Genomic DNA, 21,901 nt, shown 5'->3' with positions numbered 1-21,901 from the left:
TTTTTTTCTAATCTCTTGTCACCATAGAGACTAGTAGAAGATGTAGTTTTCATTATTTATACTTTTTAGTCCTCACTAAATATATAAAAAATTTATAATATATAAAAAGATGTGTCCTAATGACAGACCCTATTCTTTCGGTATATAATACTAAATATCCCTTAATGCCTGCTTGATTTTCTAGAAATCTTCTTCTAGTATTTCTGCTCCAAAAGTACTACGAATAATTTTTAACCAGCTTTCAGATTCTTGAAAGTGCTGTCTGGAAACGTAACCCGGTTATATTTAAAGGTTCTATGTTTTTATTCCTAGTTTTTTTTAGAATTGTTGATCGTTCATTAATTACTCCGTAAAAACCAATCCACCTCTAAGCTAAATTTCTAATCTAGGATGTAACTTTAATCATTAATTTTTTCCAGTGCACGGATACATTGTTTCACTTCCTCTTCTGTATTGATAATACAAGGAGTTAAGCGAGCATAAATCGTTTTATATGGAGTAGTACTTCCGATAATATTAATTTTATGAAGTTTCTGTATGACCTTTTCTGCATCCATACCCTTTACCTCGAAACTATTAATTCCTGATGAAAGCGAATTCGATAGTGGAGTGTGAAGATGTACATGTTTAATATTTCGCATCCCTTCTTTCATCATCGTATTTAGTGCATGCGTACGATTTTGTATTTCTTTTTTACCAATCTCCAAATGGTATTCAAAAGCCTCTTTTAATGCCCACCGATGTTCAAAAGAATGAAATCCTCCTGGTGTTATCTTGGAATTAAAACTCAACTCTTCTTCTGGCATTACTCCCATCCACATAGGATAAGCTATACTAAATGGTGGAATAATCGGGTTCACCATATGCCATGCATCCTTTTTTGCCCAAAGTATACCTGTTCCTCTAGGCCCAAAAAGCCATTTATGAGTACCAGCCGCTAAGAAATCACAGCCTAATTCAGCTACCGTAATGTTCTCAACACCAAATCCATGCACTCCGTCTACACAAAAAAAAATTCGGTCTGATTCAGCTCTAGATTTATTGGCTTCTTTAATTACTGCTGACATTTCCTTTATGGGTAATTTAACACCTGTACTGGAATGAACAAAGGTAACTGCAACGATTCGAGTTTTAGGAAGGATGGCTTTTTTGAGATTCATTAATACCTCATCTTTGCTGGTCTCTGCAGGATTTTTATAAAGCACCACTTGTCTTATCGTTGCTCCATTTCGTTCTGCAGCAAACTCTAATGCTTTTTCTGTCGAATAATGATCATGCGTAGTGGTTAGAATATCGTCCCCTGGTTTTAACTTTAAGCCTGAATATAAGATTGCCAAGCCCATTGTAGTGCTATCTGTTAACGCAATCTCATCGGGACTAGATTCAAGATATTTTGCAGCAGCTTCTAGAACTTCTTCTTCTTTAGTTATTTCGTTATGATGTAAATATTCAACTGTGTTTTCATCTAATCCCATACGATGGGTATCAATTGCTTTTCGAACTTTAGAAGGATGAGATGCTAGTAAGAATTGCGCCATCTGAATTTTGTCAGTATTGAGCTGAAAATCTGCTCTTACAGCATCCCATTTTTCGAGTGTAGCAGTTTTAGTTAAGCGGTTTCCTATCGTAGGAAGTACAGAAGCAGCACCTATAGTGTACCCTGCTTTAAAAAGAAAGTTACGTCTGTCCATTTGTTTTTGATTTTTTGGTGGAGTCTAAATTTAAATAAAATTTATCTCAAATATTACTAAAACTCTTCAATAACAAATTGGATGACGACATTTGGCTTTCATGATATAGTTCCTGTTTATCTTCATCAAATACTTTCTTCAAAACGACCCAGTAGAAATGCAACAAGATTGTGTGAATACTACCTTCGGGTAACTCGGACATGAAACTCCCCAATGCTAAACTACAGTAAGGTACAATAGCTTCATTCAGCTTGGCTGAAATACTTCCAAATTCCGAAAATTCAGGCAATACGGACCTAAGAAGGGAAATATAAATCTTCTTCAGAAGAGGGCTTATATTTATTATAAAAAACAACGGATAGCTAACGGCTCTGCTGCATCCTGAGTACAAGCGATAGCGGCGTATTCCGAGATCGCATCCTGTTAGACTTAGTGACTTTTCTTAAGTAGGGTAATTAGTTCTTTATTAATATATATGACTTCTTTACCAACTTTTTTACTTTCTAATATTCCAATTTCTTTTAGTTTTCTCAAGTATCTGGATGCGGCTTTTCGCTCAACACCTAATTTGCTCGTGATATATTCAATTTTGGTGTAAGGTTGTTCAAAGATATTCTCAACTAATTCTTTTGAATAGATTTTCGGAGCATTTTTTTTGACTTGCGAAATTGTTGATTTTAGTAGTTCTCGAATCGATTGGATTTGAGCAATTGTTTGTTTTGATGTAACTTCTACTGCTTTTAAAATATAAAGAATCCAATTTTCCCATTCTTCACTCTTGTTCACAGCGTTTAGAAGTCGATAATAATCACCTTTATTTTTAATGATATAAGAACTTAAATAAAGGATAGGAATCTCTAATAAATCGTTTAGTATCAGATAAAGGATATTCATAATTCTTCCAGTTCTTCCATTTCCATCGTAGAAAGGGTGTATGCTTTCGAATTGATAATGCAGTATTGCGAGATTGATTAAGGGTGATAATTCTGACTCTGGTTCGTTGAAGTGATTTATGAAATTTGTTAATAATTCCTCAATCTCCTGTTTGTCCTGAGGAGGAGTATAAACTACCTCACCAGTTTGATCATTTTTCAGAACTGTTCCTGGAGTTGAACTAATTCCTGCATTGTTTTCGATAAGATCTTGTTGGATTTTGATTATATCATTTACTCTGATAAATCCTTGTTTTTGTACAATTTCATAGCCAAGGAATATAGATCGTCTATAATTGACAACCTCTTTTATTTCAGATTTAATTTGAGTTTTGTTGGAGGTTAATGCCTCATAAAGCTCATCTGTACTTGTAATTATATTCTCTATTTCAGAGCTGTCTTTTGCTTCCTGTAAAACAACAGCGTTTATAAGCATCTTTTGATTGGGAATTGTTTGTGCTATTCCCTTAAGTTCGGCAATGGCTAAAGATGCTTTTGCAGCACTTCTTAATATTTTAATTGTTTCAACTTTATCTCTTTCTGGAGGAAGTTTGGATAATTTATATGGTGCTCCTTGTCCCATGTTAATTCTTTATGCGACAAATATAGCAAATTTGGTACACATTGATGCATGATGGTGCATATTGGTACATGCTGGTGATTATCCAATTAAGTCTAACGCTCTCATCTACCCACAATTTAATATAAATCACTCCAACTTCCTCAATACTTCTACTAGTCTAATTGTGTCCATAAGCTAAGTTATTAGTCGACCATTAAAACATTGACCATTAAAAAAATCCATCTTACTTATTCTTAAGTATAGGAATTATTCTGTCTTGCAAAACTCTCCATGTTGATTTTTCTGGTTTATCATTTATATTCCAGCCGTTAAAGACGATGATTAAATTGTATTCAGGCGCTACCATTACATACTGTCCGCCATATCCGTTTCCTCCATAAATTTTACTTTTCCCTTCTGAGTGTTCAGGAACCCACCATTGTCAGTTTTTAACACACATGGGTAAATAACGGACTATTACTATTTTGTTAGCGCATTATTTAAAGGTAGATAGTGTAAAAAGAATTCTCATTAGCGTTTATGTAAATGAACTGTGGCGCGTTTCGTCACGAACCTCTCTAAATAAAAACTGGCTATGGAAAATATTGCTGAATTTCCAAGGGTCGACTGACCAAGCCCTTGTTTATGTAAGATGTTGTGCTTTCGTTATTTATTAATTTCTTGTTCAATTTCAATTAATATGGTTTCAATTTCATTTTTTAATCCGCCAAAAAACTTTGTGCCTGCAGCAGATTTGAAATCTTGATTTCCAATTATATTCATAATTTCAACCATATCATTTATTATTCTATAGTATATCGAATCGGCCCCACAAGGTCATCTTAAATTTATGGTTTTCTCATCGCTTCTTGTACTGCATTCATTACATTTTTGATGTAAAAATATTCTTAATTGTATCTAATTCTTTTTTGTATTTCAAATCTGTTCTTGATGCAAAATATAAGGTATTTTCCGTTTTTACTTTTCCTTCCCAAACTAAAGTTATTTGGTTTCTTAAAATTTGCTCTTGACATAAAAAATCTGGAACTAATGCAAGACCGTTTCCATTGTTTAAACATCTTATAATAGAAGTAATATTCGGTAAAATATAGTTTGGCTTGAAAGCGGGTTTCTTATTAAAATTCTCAAACCAAAAACGTCTGAAATGTTCCATTTCGTTTGATGAACTATACCAAACATTTTGAAGTAGTTCGTCTTCCAAATTCCTTAAATTTTTCGATTTAATGTGTTTTTGTATTTTAGTTATATTCGTTTTATTTCCTGCTATTAAAACGATTCTTTCTTTGGAAAACGGAGTATACTCAACTAGTGATTTTTTTTCATTCTGTCTTTTAGGTGTTATTACTAAATCCAAAATGCCATTGTTTAGGTCTTTTATTAAATCCGTATGTGCGCCAAATCTAGCTACTAGGTCAAAGTCTAGTTTGGGAATTTCGGGCTCAATAATAAGTTGAAACATTTCAGAACACATTCCAATGTTGAGAGATGGATTTTTTTCTTGTGTTGTTTTCTTAAAATGCTGTTCTGCTATTTCAAGCTTTTCTAAAGATTCAATAATATATTCATATAAAAATTTCCCGTCTTCTGTTGGAATCATTTTTCTCGAAGTACGTTCAAATAGTTTTTTGCCAACATAAGCTTCCAGTGCATTCAAGTGTACACTAACTCCGGGTTGGGAAGCATATAAAGCAATAGAAGCTTTAGTTAAAGTTCCGTTTTCATATATTTCTTTAAATGTTCTGTACCATTCTAAATTCACCATAGCTATTAAAATATTTATACAAAGGTATGATTTGTATTATTTTTACAATAATAAATATTGCTATAATTTTGCCTCAAATAAAATAAGAGACAAATGAAAAAAATATTTATAATTAATGGAAGTCATCCATTTGCGCATTCTGGTGGAAGATTTAATGAAACACTTTTCACTAATACTATTTCATATTTTGATAAGCTTGAAGAATTTGAAGTAAAATTTACTCAAGTAGGTGAAAATTATGAGGTAAAAGAAGAAGTAGAAAAATTTAAGTGGGCAGATATAGTGATTTATCATACTCCAATTTGGTGGTTTCAATTACCTTTTGGGTTTAAAAAATATATAGATGAAGTTTTTACGGAAGGTCATCAAAATGGAATTTATGTAAGTGACGGAAGAAGTAGAAAAAATCCAAACATCAATTATGGAACTGGTGGTTTAATGCACGGAAAGAAATATATACTTACTACAAGTTGGAATGCACCCAAAACCGCATTTACATTAGAAAATGAATTTTTTAATCAAAAAAGTGTAGATGAAGGTGTTATGTTTGGATTTCACAGAATGAATGCATTTACAGGAATGGAATTATTAGCAACACATCATTTTCACGATATGGAAAAAAATGCAGATGTTCCTTTTGAATTGGATAAGTACAGTACTTTTTTAAATGATTTAATGAATAATTTGTAATTATCTGGATTCGGTTCGAAAAAGCAGTATAACGGAAAAGCATACCTGACGGAGTCGAGCGATAGCTGACTCTGGCATGGTCATGCAATGTTGTGGGTAGTTATTAATCTATTTTTTATTTCTTCAACTGTTTTATCGTAATCAGAATCTATCTTCTTTTTGAAACCCTTTTCCGCATTATTCTTTTCGGTATACTTGGCACCCCAACGATATATATCCATAACAATAGGAACAAGGTCAAGACCTTTTTTTGTCAAGGAATACAAATAGGCAGACCTATTATTTAAATCAACTTCTTTTTTAATAATTCCGTTTTTTAAGAGTCTATTAAGTCTATCTGTAAGAATATTTGTTGATATACTTTCTATACTCACCAATTGATTGAAGTGCCGATTGTCAAAAAAAATAAAATCGCGCAGAATTAACAGAGTCCATTTATCTCCGAAAATGTCCAGAGATAATGTTATTGGGCAATCTGACCTTCTTTTTTGTCCTTCCATTTTTCAAAGTTACAAAAAAGCACTTGCATAATAAAAGTTCTTTTATATATTAGCACTTGTAAAATGCAAGTGCTAATTAAAAATAAAATCTATGTCTTATGCAACAAGTGTTTCAATTAAAGCAAGTTCAGAAGCTATATTTAATGCAATAACCCAATCAGTTCAAGAATGGTGGGGTAACACCAATTCTGTCGTATCAAAATTAGATGATGAGTTTACGACAAGTTTTGATAAAACTTTTTGGAAATTTAAAATTTTAGAATTTAAGTCGAATTCGAGAATTGTTTGGCAATGTATTGATGCAAAGCATATTCATACTGGTTATGATGGAATTGAAGGGGAATGGATTGGAACAAACGTTGAATGGAATTTGGAAGAGAAAAGTCAAAATGAAACCATTTTAAATTTTGCTCATAATGGACTCGTTCCAGAATTAAATTGTTACGAAATATGTTGGCCTGCTTGGGAAAGGTTTGTTACTCAAAGTCTCAAAAGTTTTGTTGAAACTGGAAAAGGAATGCCACATTTGTCTTAATTACCCACAACTCACTCATCTACCCACAATTTAATATAAAACACCCTACTTTCTCAATACTTCTATAAATCTGATTGTGTCCATAAGCTAAGTTATAAATCGCCCTTAAAACATTGACCATTAAAAAAATCTATCTTACTTATTCTTAAGTATAGGAATTATTCTGTCTTGCAAAACTCTCCATGTTGATTTTTCTGGTTTATCATTTATATTCCAGCCGTTAAAGACGATGATTAAATTGTATTCAGGTGATACCATTACATACTGTCCTCCATATCCGTTTCCTCCATAAATTTTACTTTCCCCTTCTGAATGTTCAGGAACCCACCATTGATAACCATATCCTCTTTTGCTTTTGTCGTTAGCATGGACAACCGGGCTGGTCGAAACTTTAACCCAGCTTTCAGAAACAATTTGTTCTCCATTCCATTTTCCGTCATTCAGCATTAACGTACCAATTTTAGCCAAGTCTTCTGCCTTAAGATACAAACCTCCTTCTGTATCAATTTCTCCATTAGGCGTTTCTTTCCAATAGTATTCGGTAATGCCGAGTGGCTCAAATAATTTTTCTTCTGCCCAAGCGTCTATTCGTTTGCCTGTGATGGTTCTAATGATTTCTCCTAGCAGCACAGTTGCTCCACCATTATACACAAATTGGGTTCCTGGCATGGTATCCATAGGTTTACTCAATACATATTCTACCCAGTTGTCACTTGATTCTAGTATAAAACAGTCATTAGTATTGTCATTATGATCAGTTTCTTCATTCCATTGTAATCCACTTCTCATGGTCAGCAAATCCTCTATCGTTATATTTTGTTTTCGTGTATCGGGAAAGGATGTATTATAGCCGGTCAACAAAGGCATTGCTTTGTCGCTTACATCGTATTCTTCATTCAAATCCAACGCAATACCGAGAAGAATTGAGGTGATACTTTTGGTTACAGATTGAAGGGTGTGCAATTCACTTTTCTTGTAGTAAGGGTGCCAACTCGTATTGTTGAAATTGTATTGACGATTGGTTGTGTCATATTTCTGAACAATGGTTTCATAGTCCTGTTCGTATGCATAATCTGCCAATAACTCTTCATTTTGTATGAGCATAAAGCGGTCAATTAGTCCATATTCCCCGTGCTTTATTTCTGAATGAATAGAATCAATCACAGCGGAATGGACATTCTGGGAACTTCCTTTTTGAAGGTCAATGATAGACTCTTTGTCTTTATTTTGTGGGTTACAACCAATTAGAACAATTGCAAATAGAATGGAAAAGGTTAGTGATTTGGTTTTACTTAGAGTTGTTTTCATCGTTTTAATGTTTAATGGGTATAAACTTATGAATTAATAGCGTTAATGAAAACAGTGTTGAAGAACTTATAATCCATTATACGTATTGCTTCATATGTATAACTTTAGGACAATGATTAATTCACATTCAGGAAGAACCTGATATTCTGTTTAGTATTATTGAAAAGATCAACCATTCGATCTTGGCTTAACCAAACGGTTTGATCATCAATTTTTGATTGGTTATGACCTAATTCATATGGAACTATTTCAGTGCTGTCCATAACCCAAAGTTAATATTATGATCTAAAATTTATATCGGTGTATATTTATTGATTTGGACTTATAGGTAACGTGCAATGGTAGACGACGTGCGCTGCGAAGCAAACGTAATGCACAATCTACCTAAAGTTGTGCTCTCGTTATTTTTTTGACTTATTTATTCATCTTTCATATAATATTTTAACGCCTTGATTTCATTAAGATTTAGATAATCTCCCTCAAGGTAGTATTCAAGTGCCAATTTTAAATTTTGATTAGACGCTTCAAGTCCCTTAAAACATTCTATCGCCCAGGATGTTTTATGTCTTAATTCGTAGAGTATTTGGTTGAATTCCGATGTGTTATATTGAGCAATCAATTGATCTCTATCTAACAATTCTACTTCATACATAATGAATTTATATCGTTCGGCACTGAACGATTCATCCACATTGTTAATGTTTTTCTTAAAAAAGAATGGTCGTAATGTACCGATTTTCATTAAATTCCATTCTTCAATTGCTTCTACCACCAATTGTTCTCTCCATAATATATCCCTAAACAGTTCTTGAATTTTGGCATTATTAATTTGGTCAAATTTTGATTCATAATTATCAGTTATTAATGATCTAAATGAATGTGTCCAAATCAATAAATTAATATTTAAAGTTGAATCATCTGGGATTTGTTTTCTTGACTGCTCGTAGAGAGTAAAATTTAAGTCTTGGTATATTTCAAACCAATTTAGTTGTGTTTTCGTGGCATTAGAAGCCTCATCTAAATCCAGAATAGTGGCTTTATAAAATTTTTTTACACTTTCTTCAGCTTTTCTTTCATCATTTTTATTGTTAATCTGTAGTGCTATTAAAATTCCAATAACAACAAGAACTATTTCGCCAATCGAATAGATTAGATATTTGCTGAATTTATTTTCAGAGATTAGTTTTTGGCGAATTTTTCTAAAGATTTTTATCATTGGTCAATGGTTTGTTATAATGTAACACAACGGTCAGTAAATGAGGCGTAGCCTACCTATAAGCGGCTATGATTTCATATACGGTGTTAGCGCCTTTTACTTTTTATTCCTGTAGCTACAAATAATTTGCCTCCTACTTTATTCTCTTTAACAGGTAGATATTCATAATGAAAATTAGTTGTCTTCTTCTCAAGTGTTTGCCATATTTTTCGATTCAAATCTGCTTTTGCAATTTTTTCAACCAACCAAGTATTGAAGTTTCTTTTTTCTGCAAAGACATCCACAATCACAATTCTCCCGTTTTCTTTTAATATATCAAGCATCTTATCTAAAACTACCTCCCATTCAGGAATAACAGAAAGCCCTAATACACAAATAATTCTATCAAAACTTAAATCCTTATTAATCTGTTTTTTAATGAACTCTGGAGTCAATTCTCTTGCATCTGCTTGAAATAATGTAATATCATTCCAGTTATTTTTCTTAATAAGAGATTGCCCTTTTCTCAGCATTCCTTCTGAAAAGTCAGTCCCGTAAATTTCTAATTCTTCATTGGTCGCTTTTATATGCTTAAAATTGGCTCCTGTTCCACAAGCAATATCAATAAGATTCTGTCCTGATTTTAAGTCCAATAATTCAATTGCCCTTACTCTACTTTTAAAGTATAGTTTCTCTAATGAAGAGTCATAAATATTTGAAAATACGTCATACCATTTCATAATCTTCTTTTTCTAATTGCAGATTGCGCGGATTAGCTGAATCCTGAGGACGACCGAAGGAAGTCTTCAGTGATCTCGGCCTGTTCTACTACGTTGTTTTGTTTCTTATTTCTTTTCTTTTTATACGCTCGCGTGCTTCCATTAAAGATTGATGTAATTTATCTTCTAACACTTTTTTAGGTGGCAATTCCGTCCAATATTCCGCAACCATTATTCCATCTTTATGCATTTGAAGGAGTTCTATTTGTTCTTTACTCGCTTCAGCACATAGTATTAATCCAATTGGAGGTTCTTCATCTTCTTCTTTCTCATATTTATCCAACCATTTTAAATACAATTCCATTTGGCCTTTATGTTGTGCTTTAAATTTCCCGATTTTCAATTCAATTGCTACCAACCTTTTAAGTCTTCGATGGTAAAAGAGTAAGTCAAGATAGAAGTCTTCTCCGTCAATTATCATTCTTTTTTGTCTCTCTATAAATGAAAAGCCATTTCCTAATTCTAAAATGAAGTGTTCTAATTCTTTGAGAATTGCTTTTTCTAAATCATATTCTAGATAGCCATCTTTGAGTTCTAGAAAGTCAAGTAAATATGGATCTTTAAAAATTCCTTTATATTGGTTTGAAGTTTTTGTTAGTTGGAGGTCGGCATTATTGCTTCTTTCGAAGGATTTTTTAGCAATTTGTTTTCTCAATTCTCGTACACTGTATCCATTCTCAATTGATTGAATTGCATAAAAAGTTCTCGAATCTACTGATTTGATAGGAATAAGGCTTAAAAAATGAGACCATGACAATTGTCGTGACAGTGTAACGACTTTTTCAAAATCGCTAAATTGTTGAGCAAATTGGATCATTCTTCTAAGATTCTTTTCTTCATAATTCCTCCCGAATTTAGATTCTAATTGTCGTGATACTGTCGCGACAATTTGCTTTCCATATTCAGCTCTTGAATTTTGAAGTGTACTGTTTAAAACTTTATTCCCGATTTTCCAGAATAGAATTGTCAGTGAACTGTTCGCGTATGAAACAACATAAGATTTGGTATTTTCTACCAGATTGATCAATTCATCCAAAAGTTCTTGATGATCTGTGTTCTGTATATCTTTCATGAATTGGATTTGCAATTATATTCATACGAAGATATTGAAATCATTTTAATGTGATAATGTCTTTTAATGGAGTAGAACGGTTCTGATGCATCCGGAGTACAAGCGATAGCGCAGTATTCCGAGATCGCATCCTGTTATCTCTCGGATTTCTTCTTTGCTTTTATTGTTATTTATTATTTTCATAATTTTAATTTAGATCATAAATTATTCTATTTAACAATTAACAGTTGGTCACTTAATTATTTTCTTAACTATAAAGCCATCTGACGATTCTAAGCGCAGTAAAAAAAATCCACTACGTAGGAAATCAAGATCATTTATTGTTTCATTCATTACTTGGCCACTTTTAAGATGTCGTCCATCAAAACTTAATATCGAATAAACTATTCCATTTTCAACTCCATCCAAGTGTATCGATGTTGTGAATGGGTTAGGATAAATATCGAATTCCTCATCGGATGCTAAATCACTTACTCCGACAGAGGCTCTTTGCCTTGCTAAAAAATTAATACTATGAACATCCAAATTTGTTTGAAAACTACCCCCAATAAATAGTTCACTATCTAAGTATGATAGAGTGTTCACTGCTTTATCAAAAATCGCAATGGGTTCAATACGATTGCTAACTATGTCGTAGGTTGCAAGATGACTTCCATTTGTTAATCCAAGCGAATAATCAAAGTCACCCCCAAATACGAATTTGTTTCCTGAATCATAAGCGATTGTATTAATCGAATAAGAATCGTTTCCGTAATCATTCACATATAATGGTTGTAATGTTGAATTAAAATATCTACTTATACATATCGTATTTAAATCAACTTGATTGCTGCATGTTCCTCCAAAAATTATCGCGCCACCTATATTTACCACAACGTTTACTGTATCACTGATATCATCACTAATTCCAAACCAGAGATCAGAATAATTTGCTTTAAATAGCACATTATTCACAGTAAGAGAAGTATCAATTTCATTATTAGAATCATACACTATTACGGAGTCTAAATGACCAACATGGACCCTTCCATAGCTACTTCCAATAATATCCAAAATCACCCCTTTTACCATGGCTTTTTTCTCCCAAGTATTATCTTCAAGAAAATGCCAAATCTCTTGTTGTCCTGGAATGGAGTTATGACTTATCGCCATTTCAAATTGATATCCTACACCACCTTGATTCGCAGATGTACATATAGCGCCCTCTCTGTTTGGTATATTTAGATAAATCCAAGAGGAGCCATCATACATTGCTCCAGCGTATATTTCTCCATTGTAATTCAGTTCACCAAAAACGTAAATGACTCCTGATAGATGAATAATATCATTAATTGTTCCATCGACCCCAGTACCCAAGCAATTAAGTTGATCATCTAAATAAACTCCGATATTTACGCAGGGTAAGTTATTCAACTCAGTGAAGTCGCCTGCAATCGTTAGGCTTTCGTCCCAATAGTTAAATTCTATCTTATTGACACTCCCGTTTGTGCCTCCAAGAACTTGTTCCATATTTGCTATTGGCATATAAGCAGGTTGAATCCATTTAAGCTCTTCTAAAGTGAATCCAAATTCAGTTGCCCACTCCTTAAGCCCATCAGTGCTGATATTTTCAATATAATCGTAGTTATGATCCTTGCTGACTTTGGCTAACAGTTGGTGGTCACCAGAAAGATAAATCATTTGTCCAACGGCACAATTTGTTCCAAGATTATCTACAAAATATGGTTGCCTATTAACATGGTATTTATTTATAGGAAAGATTTTTTTGTCCACATATTGCTGTAATCCATCTAGTAAAAACAAACGGTTCGCAATTTGTGCAGAATTTAGTCTTCTCGGCCTAATAGATTTGAGCTGTTGAATCACCAAATTGAGGTGTAGTTGAATCCTGTCAGTATCTGAACTAAAAGAAATGGTACCTTGAGGACAAACATCTCTATGCTTAAACCATTCTTTATTGACTTTAGAAAGGTGGTTGAAGTACGAATTCGATAGGTCGTAATCTTCTGCAGAGATTGATAAGTTGAAGCTTATGAAAATCATGAGGAGGCCAGATCTAGCAATCAATCTAAAATGTTCAATGATCATTGGTTGTGTTTTTACTTCTAATTAAAATATACCATATTTTCGTAACATTCAACAATTTGTTGGTTTTTAGATTTTCTGAGAGATAACTCACTCATCTACCCACAATTTAATATAAATCATTTTAACTTTCTCAATACTTCTACAAATCTAATAGTGTCCATAAGCTAAGTTATTAGTCGACCATTAAAACATTGACCATTAAAAAAATCTAAATTAAATATCCTTCATCGAATTTATTATTCAGCATAAAAAACGCAACCCACTACACTAACGGGGAATAATAAGAGAAGGGTTGCGATGGAGCGCTCACTTCTCTCCTATTGCTATAGACAGTGTCATCAGCTATTTTCATAACCGATTATTAAACCATTTGATGACCTCTATACTCAATTCCTCTTTCTTACCTGTAAACGTGTGATCCGTTTCGAATTTCATCAGAACATGGTCATATTCTATTTCTTCCAAAAGATGCGAAATATTTACTGCCTGTTCATAAGGACATCTCCGGTCTTCTGTTCCACATAATATTAGCAGACTACTTTGCTTACTTAATTCGTCAGCCCAATACACAACAGAGCGCTTTTTTAATTCTGCTTCTTTATTTTTCCAATAGTTCGGTATAAAATTGGCAAATACTTTTTCTTCTAATAATGGTCTAGATTCTGCTATTTTGAATAAATCTGATGGACCATTACCTACGATCGCTGTTTTTATTCTATCGGTATTTTGTAATGCTAAATAAGTCATTAATCCTCCTCTCGACCATCCAAACATTCCAATTCTGCTCGTATCAGCCTTATTGATTTCTTTTATTGTTTCTGTTAGATATAAAACATCATTGATATCTTCCCCTCCATACTCTTCTTGTTTTCGATAATTACTAGCAATAACAAGATAGCCTTGCGCAGCTAATTTAGCTGTGAAATAGATTAATGTCGAAACATCTAATTCGGCAAAATCTGCATTTCCTCCTCTGTTAAAAATCACTACAGGGAAGACTCCTTCTTTGTTAGGTTCTACGGTTATTCCTTTGACTATTGCATCGTCACTTTGGTAGGTGATAGCATAAAAGCTAAGGTGCTCTAAATATTTGTATTCGGTTGCCAAGGTATCGTTATTTGAAAATTGGTACCAATATTTAGTAGTACTAATGTCAATTAAAGTCTTAGACAATAGTTTCCCATTTTGACCAAATACAAAACTAACCCAAATGGTTAATAGTAAGGTGGTTAAGGTTATTTTCATAGTGGTTATACTTATTCTTAGGAAGTCACTCATCTAGAACGTCAATATTTTTTGTCTCCGTTTTTTTTATCCATTTAAGTCTCTGGATTAGCTTGGCTTTCCATCTGTATTGCAAATCGCTTCTACTTAGATACTTCATAAATGTAATTGTCATTCACTTTAGTTTATTCTTCGACCGAATATCGTTTTCCGTTTTTATAAACTGTTTTCACACTTCTGAGGTTTTCAATATTTTCTAATGGATTTTCCGTAAGAATTACAAAATCTGCTTGCTTGCCTACGGAAATTGAGCCATGAGTTTTTTCAATTCCAATCACGATAGCATTATTCAACGTTGCTGCTTTGATGGCGTCAATTTCAGTGAGACCAGATTCAACAAGAAATCGAATCTCATCCTGAACCCACTTTATAGTTCGCGTAAAGTCCGTTCCGGCTGAAATGGTAACCCCATTAAGATAGGCAGCATTAGTAATGTTATTAACCCATTTATTCATAGCCGGAATATTCAATTTGATCGCTGGTGGCATATTGCTTTTTGGGCTTATTTTATTTTCATTCATTTTACCATCCTGATTTTTGGATTGGACTTTTTTCCAAGCTGAGATAGTTGGTTCGAAGATGGTTCCCTCTGCTTTCATTGACTGGAGTAAATCCACATAATCCTGAGATAAGACGTCTGCATTTTCAAAATCTTGAACTGGTATAAAGTTACGTACCGCATTATGAAATGAGTTAGGAACTGTTTCTGCCTGTTCTACTATCATTCCCACACCATGAGAAATAGCATCCACTTTTGCATTTACAGCATCACTTGGTTTACTAGGAAAAATAGCTGCATGACTCCACACTTTTAATCCTTGCCTATGAGCTTCTTCAGATATGACTTTTAGTAAATCAGGAGAAATAGAAGCATAGGCTTTAATTCCAGTTACTCCGAATTCCTTTGCCTCAGAAATTACCTCTTTCAGGTTTGTACTATCGTGGACAACTCTCATCCAGGGCGCTTCTCCTGCATTAATGCCTTTGTTTGCAAATTTTGTACGTGGATCTACTAAGAATTCGGGACCAAAGAAGGTTGCGGAATAATATATATTGGGAGATTTTATTGATCCATTTGCAATCTTCTGATTAAGTTCCTGATAAACTCTGACATCGCCACCCATGTCCCTTAAAGAGGTAACCCCAGAAAAAAGAAGTTTTTCTAAATCAGCAGTTCTATTTTGATTTGCAAAAAGATGAACATGCCCGTCTATAAGACCAGGAATAATATAATGATTTGCCATATCGACAATTTCAGCACTGGTTGGAATTTGCTGAGAATTGCTCGGGAAAACTGATGTTATTTTATCATCACTAATGATGATTGTCATATTCTCTAATGACTTAGAGTTTTCCACATCTATTAATGTAATATTTGTAAATGCAGTCGATTCAGAGTTATTTGTCTGAGCTTTGCTGTTTGGAATAACAATTATGAAAATTAACAGTGCGTAAATATTCTTCAATTTATCCATATTAATGTCTTAAGATTATTTATATACGCCAACATCGCTTGCGTGGCAATCGACGTGCTGACGAACGAAACATAATCGTTATCACTGCGTGTACGTGCCTGACATTTTTGGCTACTAGAAAGATAGCGAATTATTATAGAGGATGCAAGTTCAGAAAACCTGATTCGGTTACTCAAGTTCTTCTTGTTATTTCTTCCTTGCATTTAGGCTCTACTAGATTGCATAAAAAGGACTAAATTTTTCTAACTAATTCTTTTAGAAATATTGCGGTAACTCCCGTTCTTTCTGGTCCTTTTCCAATTTCATTTTTTAATCAGGACAGCTGACCTTTTTTAGTTGGGGTTTCCCATTAGCATCTATATTTATTTCATAGCATTCACCTGCATCAGTTTTGTAAATAAAAACATCACATTGGTCAAAAATATAAGTAGAAGAATCCGGACAGCACTTTTCTTCACATTCTTCTCTCAGACTTTTGATATCTACGCAACAGTCAAGATTATTTGCAATTGTTAATTGATTTTCCAAGACGTTATCGTCGAGACTACATATAAAGGGCAAGCGACAGGAAGATAATTTTTCGTTCCCCTTAATCACTACAGAATCGGAGATAGATTTTATAGATCGGAGAAAATCGAGATCTTCAAAATGAGCATTATTGACTATTTTCAGAGAATTTATCTGTTCCAATTTTGGCATTTTAACGGCTACGAAATGACTGTTTTGAGTATTAATAATGCTTAATTCACCATTGATATCTACCAATTCTGGTAGTTCAATAGAATGCAACTTAGCAATATCTGAGATTATTAAACCGCTATCCGATTCTTTGTTTCCTGTTCCTATTATTCTTAAGTTTTCAAATTTGATAAAAGCACCCAATGGAATATTTTCAAGTCTAACATAATTCCCAACAATTTCTAAATTTGGAAATTGACTTACACCTTGTGTAACTGAGTTGCTAATATCAATATGTCTATTAATCTTAACCAAGCTTGGCCATGCCAGCATTCTTAATCCTCTATTATCGATGATTTCGATAGAGTCGATCTCATCTATGTTAGGAGGAAAAAATGCATAAAGTTTAGGATTGTTCTTTATTTCTACAGCATTCATTTTTAGATTTGCAACTGTTTCTATATTTAGACTCCCAATAACATTATTATTTTTCAAGCTCAAATGCCCCTGAACACTTTCCAAACGTCGCAATGAAACAAATTCAAGACTATCGTTATTTTCTATTACAATGCTCTTTACCTCAAGAAGAGAATCTAAAAAAACCGTTGCTGGTGAATTAATATTCCGAATGAGCAAATTACCTGCAACTTGCTTCAAAGATGGCAAACTAAAATAGGTATTATGCTCTTCGAGTTCTAGATTTTCTATCTTGAGATCTCCAAGAATTACTTCAATGTTTCTTAACTCCTCGATTGAACTTATTCCATTGATCATCACATTTCCTTCCATTACACGCTTGTTCCCCAGAGACGCGATTGTTGTATCTGAAGAAATCAAATAGTTTTCACTCTGTGCTGATAGAAAAACAAAGTACAAACTGAATAATAGTACAATCAAAAATCTACATGTCATCAAACCTTATGTTAAGCGAATAATTCAAAAAAATAATACTTACCCTTGCTAAGTTTCTGTTGCATTTAGCATTAACTTCATGTAATACTTCGCACAATTTTGATTAAGGTTGCACGAAATACTAAAGGAACAGATAACCAGAACAAATCTAAAATCCAGTTATTTCCATAAGTCTGCAAGTGTTAATTAGTATTCTGCTTGTATGATTGAGTGTAAGACTATAATCTAAGGCTTGATGGTACTTTGATCATTATGTTTGTGCATATTGATAAGTATCACCTCCACTTATGGGTTTTCATTTAGTTTTTCCAATTAGCATCTGCCACTAGCAATTCTATGGGGACAACCTAGCAAATGCCTTACATACTGTTGTTCAACGTTTTGTAAGCCTAATTAGAAAGTCAGATGGATTTCCAATTTTCACTGGCTAAAACTATAGCATTTAAAGTAGAATTCATCAGCTCAAAGATAGATGATTTCGCTATTTTAAAGTTAAAAAATCCTCAACTGCCTGCCCGAATTTATTTGGTAATTGATGATGAAAAGCATGAGCAGCATTAGAATACAATAATAGGTGACTATTAGGAATTTGTTTAAAAAGGAGAAAAGAATTCTTATCAGAAAATGCAATATCCTCCTTTGAGCCAGCAACCAAAACATCGTGATGGATTTCTTTAATTCTGGTAAAATAATCTTTATCGCTTGCGAAAAAGTTCTTTGTAGCCATTCCTTGTGCTGCCCAAGTAATGGGCTGGGTGGGTTGAATTTTGTTTTTATATTTTTCAATGCGAGAAAGTGAGGCTATTGTATTTTCCATACCTTTTTGATCATCTGTGAAAAATACAGTTTGATGATGCTCTGGCTGCATATCATAGACTTTAGTAGCAACAGCCAAAAATCGTTCTGTTGGATATTCCGTTTGTTCACTTCCTCCAGGACCGGTACCAACTAATATTGCTTTGTGGACTATATTCGGATAATTTAATAGAAAAACCTGAGCAATAAGTCCTCCCATACTCCACCCCAAGATATTTACTTTTTCAAAGCCTAATTGGGTGATAAATTCATACGCAATAGCAGCCATTCCTTCTACCGAATCTTCACTTTTACCATTTGTAGCTCCAACTCCAAAATTATCAAAGGCGACAACCTTATTTCTTTTAGCTAATGAAGAGATAAAAGCCGGGTCCCAATCATTGATGGTTCCTCTAAAACGATTGAATAGAATTAATGGAACTCCTTCCCCAATAATGCGGTAGGCAACTTGAATTCCACGAATCTCTATAAAATTGATATCACTATTAATTACTTTCTCCATTTTAATTATTATTTATTTTATTTTTTAAAATATTATTCAATTCATCAGACCACAAGATTTTGTAGTGGCCTATATTTTTCAGTTTGATAAGCTCACTATTTTCAATGCACTTTGCTGTTCGTTCTGCATCATGAAAAGGTAAAACTTTGTCATCTATAGAATGAACAATGACAACCGAATCTATTGGATTCATTTTTTGACACAGTGTTTTCATATTGATTTCCTCTAATGGCAAATTGGTATCTTTTTCTATTAGGCTGGATAATATTTGAAGTGTTTTTTGAGACACTCCTAACTTTGTTATGATAGAAAGGATAAATTCTTTAAAACTAAAGGGGGTTGTTATAATTATCCATTGATTCAATTTGAATTTTGGATTTTCCAATAAACCGAGTTGAGTAGAAACAGTACCGAAAGAGTGGCTAATAATGAGTTTGGGTTGATGTATTTTTATTCTTGTAGAAGTAAAATCTGCATATTCAAACATATTAGTACTCTTACGACTGCTTTCACCATGAGCAGGTCCATCATAAGCAACTACATGATAGTTCTTGTCTAATAAAATGGATACCAATGCTCCAAAATTCCCAGCCTGACCTTCCCAACCATGTATCAGTAATGCAACAGGGTTTCCTGTCTCTCCCCATGAATATCTTTTTAGTACAAAGCCACGAAAGTCAATAGATAATCTTTCTGATTGGGCAAGAACGCTTTCTTCCCTTTCACGAAGCTTACGTTTTCGAGGCTGAGAAATTTTATTATAAATCAATCGTCCAGCAATTTGAGGGGCTACCTTGTCCAGTATTTTCAGCATTTTTTTCATACCTTAGTTCTAAATTGAAACTCAAATGTAATACATCTGAGTTCTATTTTCAAACTCAAGATGAAATATTATGCAATTTTATAAAAAATCAGAGACCAATAGATTGAATTGTCCTATCCAATTGACCAACCAAATCTTAGGAGATAAATGGGTTTTATTAATACTCAGAGAGTTGTTTTTGGGCAACACAAAGTTTGATGAATTTGAAAAGAACCTAGCGATCTCAAAATCTGTTCTTACAGTTAAATTAAACTTATTAGTACAGCATGGACTAATTATAAAAACGGATTATAAAGAAGAAAAAAAGAGAACCAGAAGCGAATATCAATTATCAAAAAAAGGAAGTGAGCTAATTTTTATGATGGGTGCAATATTGGATTGGGGCAATACAAATTTGGTCAGTAAGGAAGAAACGTATTTAAAAATTATTGATAAAACGGGTGCGCCTGTTAAATTGGTTTTCGTAAATCAGAATAATAAAATACTTTCTTTAAATGACCTGAGTTTTGAGTTGTCTTAAATGTAAAATATTGAAACGAGAGCAAAACTGGTCTTCACATAGGAATAATATTGGTGATGTTAAAGGGAAGGAACAGAAAGAATACCCTTCAGACGGGAGTGGATGCATTATGGGATCTTAGAATAGCCAAAGTTTTAAAAAACAGACTCCTCTAAAATAGTGTAAAAAGCTTTTTAGATTAGGGACTTCGAACTGCCAAGAACAAATTGCTCTGGTTTTCATCAGCATTATAACCTAAATGTTTAATTGAAACGGAGTGAACCGCTTTCAGGCGAAATTCATCTTCGTAAAATGAAAGGTCTGCTGAATTGTAGCTAGCATGATCAATATATATCGCTGTAATTGTTTTGCGCTTACGGTGATAGCCCAGCTGACCTCATCATTGTTTGTTAGCTTAGAAATGCAATATTTTCAAGCCTTACTTTTTCTATTTTGCATCCATTTCATGAATAAATAGGTTGCACTGATTACAGCAATAAATATCACCGTTGATAAAATTTCCCATTTACTTAAACTTGTAAGCAACCAAACAATGGATACAACGGCAATAACCGGTATCACCAATCCTCCAGGTACTTTAAATGTGTTTTCGGTATCATCTCGCTTCTTCATTCTTAATTTGATTGTAGCTAAAACAACTAACAGATATATAAGAAGTATAGCGGCACTTGCCAATATTGCCAATTGCTGAAAACCTCCAGAAATTGAAAAAAGAAAAATCAATACAGAAAAGCAAATTATCGACCAATTTGGTGTTGCAAATTTAGGATGGATTTCAGCAAGGAATTTTGGAAAAAGACCATCTTTGGCACCCGCAAATAACACTCTGGGCGTATTTAATATATCGGTACTTACCGCACCAAAACAAGAAATTGCAGCAGCAATCAATAACAAACTACCTCCAAAAGAACCAATAATCCGCTCAGCAACCGCTGCTAAGGGCGCATCTTTAACTAATTCCATTTGCGAACCTAACACACCTTGCGTTACTGTCTGCAAAAGTAAATATAGTATAATTACCACTCCGCCGCCAAGTAAAATACCCAAAGGAATGGTACGTTTTGGGTTTTTAATTTCACCACTTACCCCAAGGGCTGTTTCGAAACCGGCAAATGCAAAAAACAAGACAAGAGTCGTGTTCCCAAATGTATTTAATGAAGGCAGATGTTCCCAATAAAGATTATTTCCATTAATATGACTCAGCCCGAAGATGACTATTCCGATCAGTGGTAGTAATTTTATAATCGTAATCCATTTAATAAAAGCGACACCTTGCTTTGCTCCACGAATATTTGTCACCGCCAAAAAGGCGAGAAGTATAAAAAAGAATAATCCACGTATCCATGAATTTGAAAAAATAGGGAAAATTACGGCAAGTGAATCGGCGATAATATTCATCAAAGCGGCACTTCCTAAAATACTCCAGCCGAAAACGGCCAACCAGTTCACTATAAAACCAGCAAAATCGCCAAATGCAGATACCACATATGCATAACTACCTCCAGTCTTTGTTACACGTGTTCCTATTTCTGCATAGCAAAGCATTATGCATGCCATCATAATACCGCAAAATACATAAGCAAATACACTGAATGCACCCAGTTCGACACCAACAATTGCAGGCAATGCAAAAATACCAGCGCCAACTGTTATATTAATAATATTAAGTGACAATCCAGTTACACCTACTACACGTTTTAATTCTTTTTCATTGTTGGTTGAGGCCATAGGTTTTTGGTTTTATGTGCAAACTAGA

At 33.6% G+C, this 21,901-nt stretch carries 20 protein-coding genes; 3 read left to right on the top strand and 17 right to left on the bottom strand.

Features of this window, described 5'->3' with window-relative positions:
- Nucleotides 1-398: 398 nt before the first annotated feature.
- The 4 genes from L2586_RS23610 to L2586_RS23600 form a co-directional block, all read right to left on the bottom strand.
- Nucleotides 399-1,691, bottom strand: coding sequence for an aminotransferase class V-fold PLP-dependent enzyme (locus L2586_RS23610; protein ID WP_235295472.1), 1,293 nt, complete (start codon nt 1,689-1,691; stop codon nt 399-401).
- A gap of 429 nt (nt 1,692-2,120) precedes the next feature.
- Nucleotides 2,121-3,206, bottom strand: a complete 1,086-nt coding sequence (locus L2586_RS23605) for a Fic family protein (RefSeq protein WP_235295471.1) — start codon at nt 3,204-3,206, stop codon at nt 2,121-2,123.
- A gap of 645 nt (nt 3,207-3,851) precedes the next feature.
- A complete protein-coding gene (locus L2586_RS24585; protein ID WP_262914220.1) occupies nt 3,852-3,980 on the bottom strand; it encodes a hypothetical protein in 129 nt (42 codons plus the stop codon).
- Between the two features lie 88 nt (nt 3,981-4,068).
- Nucleotides 4,069-4,968 (bottom strand): LysR family transcriptional regulator, encoded by a 900-nt coding sequence (locus L2586_RS23600; RefSeq protein ID WP_235295470.1) that lies wholly within the window; start codon nt 4,966-4,968, stop codon nt 4,069-4,071.
- A gap of 93 nt (nt 4,969-5,061) precedes the next feature.
- Here L2586_RS23600 and L2586_RS23595 point away from each other — a divergent pair, with 93 nt between their 5' ends.
- Nucleotides 5,062-5,658 (top strand): NAD(P)H-dependent oxidoreductase, encoded by a 597-nt coding sequence (locus tag L2586_RS23595; protein ID WP_235295469.1) that lies wholly within the window; start codon nt 5,062-5,064, stop codon nt 5,656-5,658.
- An 80-nt stretch (nt 5,659-5,738) separates the two neighbouring features.
- Here L2586_RS23595 and L2586_RS23590 read toward each other — a convergent pair whose 3' ends face one another.
- Nucleotides 5,739-6,158 (bottom strand): winged helix-turn-helix transcriptional regulator, encoded by a 420-nt coding sequence (locus tag L2586_RS23590; RefSeq protein ID WP_235295468.1) that lies wholly within the window; start codon nt 6,156-6,158, stop codon nt 5,739-5,741.
- A 91-nt stretch (nt 6,159-6,249) separates the two neighbouring features.
- Between L2586_RS23590 and L2586_RS23585 the strand changes: the two genes are divergently transcribed.
- The gene (locus tag L2586_RS23585) at nt 6,250-6,693 is read left to right on the top strand and encodes an SRPBCC family protein (protein WP_235295467.1); all 444 of its coding nucleotides are present in this window, start codon (nt 6,250-6,252) and stop codon (nt 6,691-6,693) included.
- A 135-nt stretch (nt 6,694-6,828) separates the two neighbouring features.
- On the opposite strand, the gene L2586_RS23580 is transcribed toward L2586_RS23585, so the two are convergent.
- The 11 genes from L2586_RS23580 to L2586_RS23530 all read right to left on the bottom strand — a co-directional run bounded on the left by L2586_RS23580 (nt 6,829) and on the right by L2586_RS23530 (nt 19,625).
- Nucleotides 6,829-8,001, bottom strand: coding sequence for a serine hydrolase domain-containing protein (locus L2586_RS23580; protein ID WP_235295466.1), 1,173 nt, complete (start codon nt 7,999-8,001; stop codon nt 6,829-6,831).
- Between the two features lie 116 nt (nt 8,002-8,117).
- Nucleotides 8,118-8,264 carry a hypothetical protein gene (locus L2586_RS23575; protein WP_235295465.1) on the bottom strand — a complete coding sequence of 49 codons (147 nt, stop codon included), beginning with the start codon at nt 8,262-8,264 and terminating at the stop codon, nt 8,118-8,120.
- 155 nt (nt 8,265-8,419) lie between these two features.
- On the bottom strand, nt 8,420-9,217 hold the full coding sequence (locus L2586_RS23570) for a hypothetical protein (protein ID WP_235295464.1): 798 nt from the start codon (nt 9,215-9,217) through the stop codon (nt 8,420-8,422).
- 86 nt (nt 9,218-9,303) lie between these two features.
- On the bottom strand, nt 9,304-9,936 hold the full coding sequence (locus L2586_RS23565; protein ID WP_235295463.1) for a class I SAM-dependent methyltransferase: 633 nt from the start codon (nt 9,934-9,936) through the stop codon (nt 9,304-9,306).
- Between the two features lie 88 nt (nt 9,937-10,024).
- Nucleotides 10,025-11,011: a PDDEXK nuclease domain-containing protein gene (locus L2586_RS23560; RefSeq protein WP_235295462.1), complete on the bottom strand. Its 987-nt coding sequence runs from the start codon at nt 11,009-11,011 to the stop codon at nt 10,025-10,027.
- 267 nt (nt 11,012-11,278) lie between these two features.
- Nucleotides 11,279-13,135 carry a T9SS type A sorting domain-containing protein gene (locus L2586_RS23555; RefSeq protein ID WP_235295461.1) on the bottom strand — a complete coding sequence of 619 codons (1,857 nt, stop codon included), beginning with the start codon at nt 13,133-13,135 and terminating at the stop codon, nt 11,279-11,281.
- A 348-nt stretch (nt 13,136-13,483) separates the two neighbouring features.
- Nucleotides 13,484-14,380, bottom strand: a complete 897-nt coding sequence (locus L2586_RS23550; RefSeq protein WP_235295460.1) for an alpha/beta hydrolase family protein — start codon at nt 14,378-14,380, stop codon at nt 13,484-13,486.
- 164 nt (nt 14,381-14,544) lie between these two features.
- Complete coding sequence (locus L2586_RS23545; protein WP_235295459.1) at nt 14,545-15,894, bottom strand: amidohydrolase family protein; 1,350 nt, start codon at nt 15,892-15,894, stop codon at nt 14,545-14,547.
- Nucleotides 15,895-16,203: 309 nt separating this feature from the next.
- On the bottom strand, nt 16,204-17,484 hold the full coding sequence (locus L2586_RS23540; RefSeq protein ID WP_235295458.1) for a hypothetical protein: 1,281 nt from the start codon (nt 17,482-17,484) through the stop codon (nt 16,204-16,206).
- A gap of 481 nt (nt 17,485-17,965) precedes the next feature.
- Complete coding sequence (locus L2586_RS23535; protein WP_235295457.1) at nt 17,966-18,802, bottom strand: alpha/beta fold hydrolase; 837 nt, start codon at nt 18,800-18,802, stop codon at nt 17,966-17,968.
- Nucleotide 18,803: 1 nt separating this feature from the next.
- Nucleotides 18,804-19,625: an alpha/beta fold hydrolase gene (locus L2586_RS23530; protein WP_235295456.1), complete on the bottom strand. Its 822-nt coding sequence runs from the start codon at nt 19,623-19,625 to the stop codon at nt 18,804-18,806.
- A gap of 70 nt (nt 19,626-19,695) precedes the next feature.
- Here L2586_RS23530 and L2586_RS23525 point away from each other — a divergent pair, with 70 nt between their 5' ends.
- Nucleotides 19,696-20,145 (top strand): winged helix-turn-helix transcriptional regulator, encoded by a 450-nt coding sequence (locus tag L2586_RS23525; RefSeq protein ID WP_235295455.1) that lies wholly within the window; start codon nt 19,696-19,698, stop codon nt 20,143-20,145.
- 411 nt (nt 20,146-20,556) lie between these two features.
- On the opposite strand, the gene L2586_RS23520 is transcribed toward L2586_RS23525, so the two are convergent.
- Nucleotides 20,557-21,873 carry an APC family permease gene (locus L2586_RS23520; RefSeq protein WP_235295454.1) on the bottom strand — a complete coding sequence of 439 codons (1,317 nt, stop codon included), beginning with the start codon at nt 21,871-21,873 and terminating at the stop codon, nt 20,557-20,559.
- Nucleotides 21,874-21,901 lie beyond the last annotated feature (28 nt).

It is taken from the genome of Portibacter lacus (assembly GCF_021533215.1).
GTDB lineage: Bacteria > Bacteroidota > Bacteroidia > Chitinophagales > Saprospiraceae > Portibacter > Portibacter lacus.
This window is presented reverse-complemented; position numbering and strand designations above follow the sequence as displayed.

Excerpts from the sequence above, each read along its gene's own strand:
- L2586_RS23520 (WP_235295454.1), bottom strand. The coding sequence starts at position 21,873 with ATGGCCTCAACCAACAATGAAAAAGAATTAAAACGTGTAGTAGGTGTA.
- L2586_RS23590 (WP_235295468.1), bottom strand. The coding sequence starts at position 6,158 with ATGGAAGGACAAAAAAGAAGGTCAGATTGCCCAATAACATTATCTCTG.
- L2586_RS23550 (WP_235295460.1), bottom strand. The coding sequence starts at position 14,380 with ATGAAAATAACCTTAACCACCTTACTATTAACCATTTGGGTTAGTTTT.
- L2586_RS24585 (WP_262914220.1), bottom strand. The coding sequence starts at position 3,980 with ATGGTTGAAATTATGAATATAATTGGAAATCAAGATTTCAAATCTGCT.
- L2586_RS23580 (WP_235295466.1), bottom strand. The coding sequence starts at position 8,001 with ATGAAAACAACTCTAAGTAAAACCAAATCACTAACCTTTTCCATTCTA.
- L2586_RS23600 (WP_235295470.1), bottom strand. The coding sequence starts at position 4,968 with ATGGTGAATTTAGAATGGTACAGAACATTTAAAGAAATATATGAAAAC.
- L2586_RS23575 (WP_235295465.1), bottom strand. The coding sequence starts at position 8,264 with ATGGACAGCACTGAAATAGTTCCATATGAATTAGGTCATAACCAATCA.
- L2586_RS23540 (WP_235295458.1), bottom strand. The coding sequence starts at position 17,484 with ATGACATGTAGATTTTTGATTGTACTATTATTCAGTTTGTACTTTGTT.
- L2586_RS23570 (WP_235295464.1), bottom strand. The coding sequence starts at position 9,217 with ATGATAAAAATCTTTAGAAAAATTCGCCAAAAACTAATCTCTGAAAAT.
- L2586_RS23585 (WP_235295467.1), top strand. The coding sequence starts at position 6,250 with ATGTCTTATGCAACAAGTGTTTCAATTAAAGCAAGTTCAGAAGCTATA.
- L2586_RS23595 (WP_235295469.1), top strand. The coding sequence starts at position 5,062 with ATGAAAAAAATATTTATAATTAATGGAAGTCATCCATTTGCGCATTCT.
- L2586_RS23610 (WP_235295472.1), bottom strand. The coding sequence starts at position 1,691 with ATGGACAGACGTAACTTTCTTTTTAAAGCAGGGTACACTATAGGTGCT.
- L2586_RS23605 (WP_235295471.1), bottom strand. The coding sequence starts at position 3,206 with ATGGGACAAGGAGCACCATATAAATTATCCAAACTTCCTCCAGAAAGA.
- L2586_RS23530 (WP_235295456.1), bottom strand. The coding sequence starts at position 19,625 with ATGAAAAAAATGCTGAAAATACTGGACAAGGTAGCCCCTCAAATTGCT.
- L2586_RS23565 (WP_235295463.1), bottom strand. The coding sequence starts at position 9,936 with ATGAAATGGTATGACGTATTTTCAAATATTTATGACTCTTCATTAGAG.
- L2586_RS23535 (WP_235295457.1), bottom strand. The coding sequence starts at position 18,802 with ATGGAGAAAGTAATTAATAGTGATATCAATTTTATAGAGATTCGTGGA.
- L2586_RS23525 (WP_235295455.1), top strand. The coding sequence starts at position 19,696 with ATGCAATTTTATAAAAAATCAGAGACCAATAGATTGAATTGTCCTATC.
- L2586_RS23555 (WP_235295461.1), bottom strand. The coding sequence starts at position 13,135 with ATGATCATTGAACATTTTAGATTGATTGCTAGATCTGGCCTCCTCATG.
- L2586_RS23545 (WP_235295459.1), bottom strand. The coding sequence starts at position 15,894 with ATGGATAAATTGAAGAATATTTACGCACTGTTAATTTTCATAATTGTT.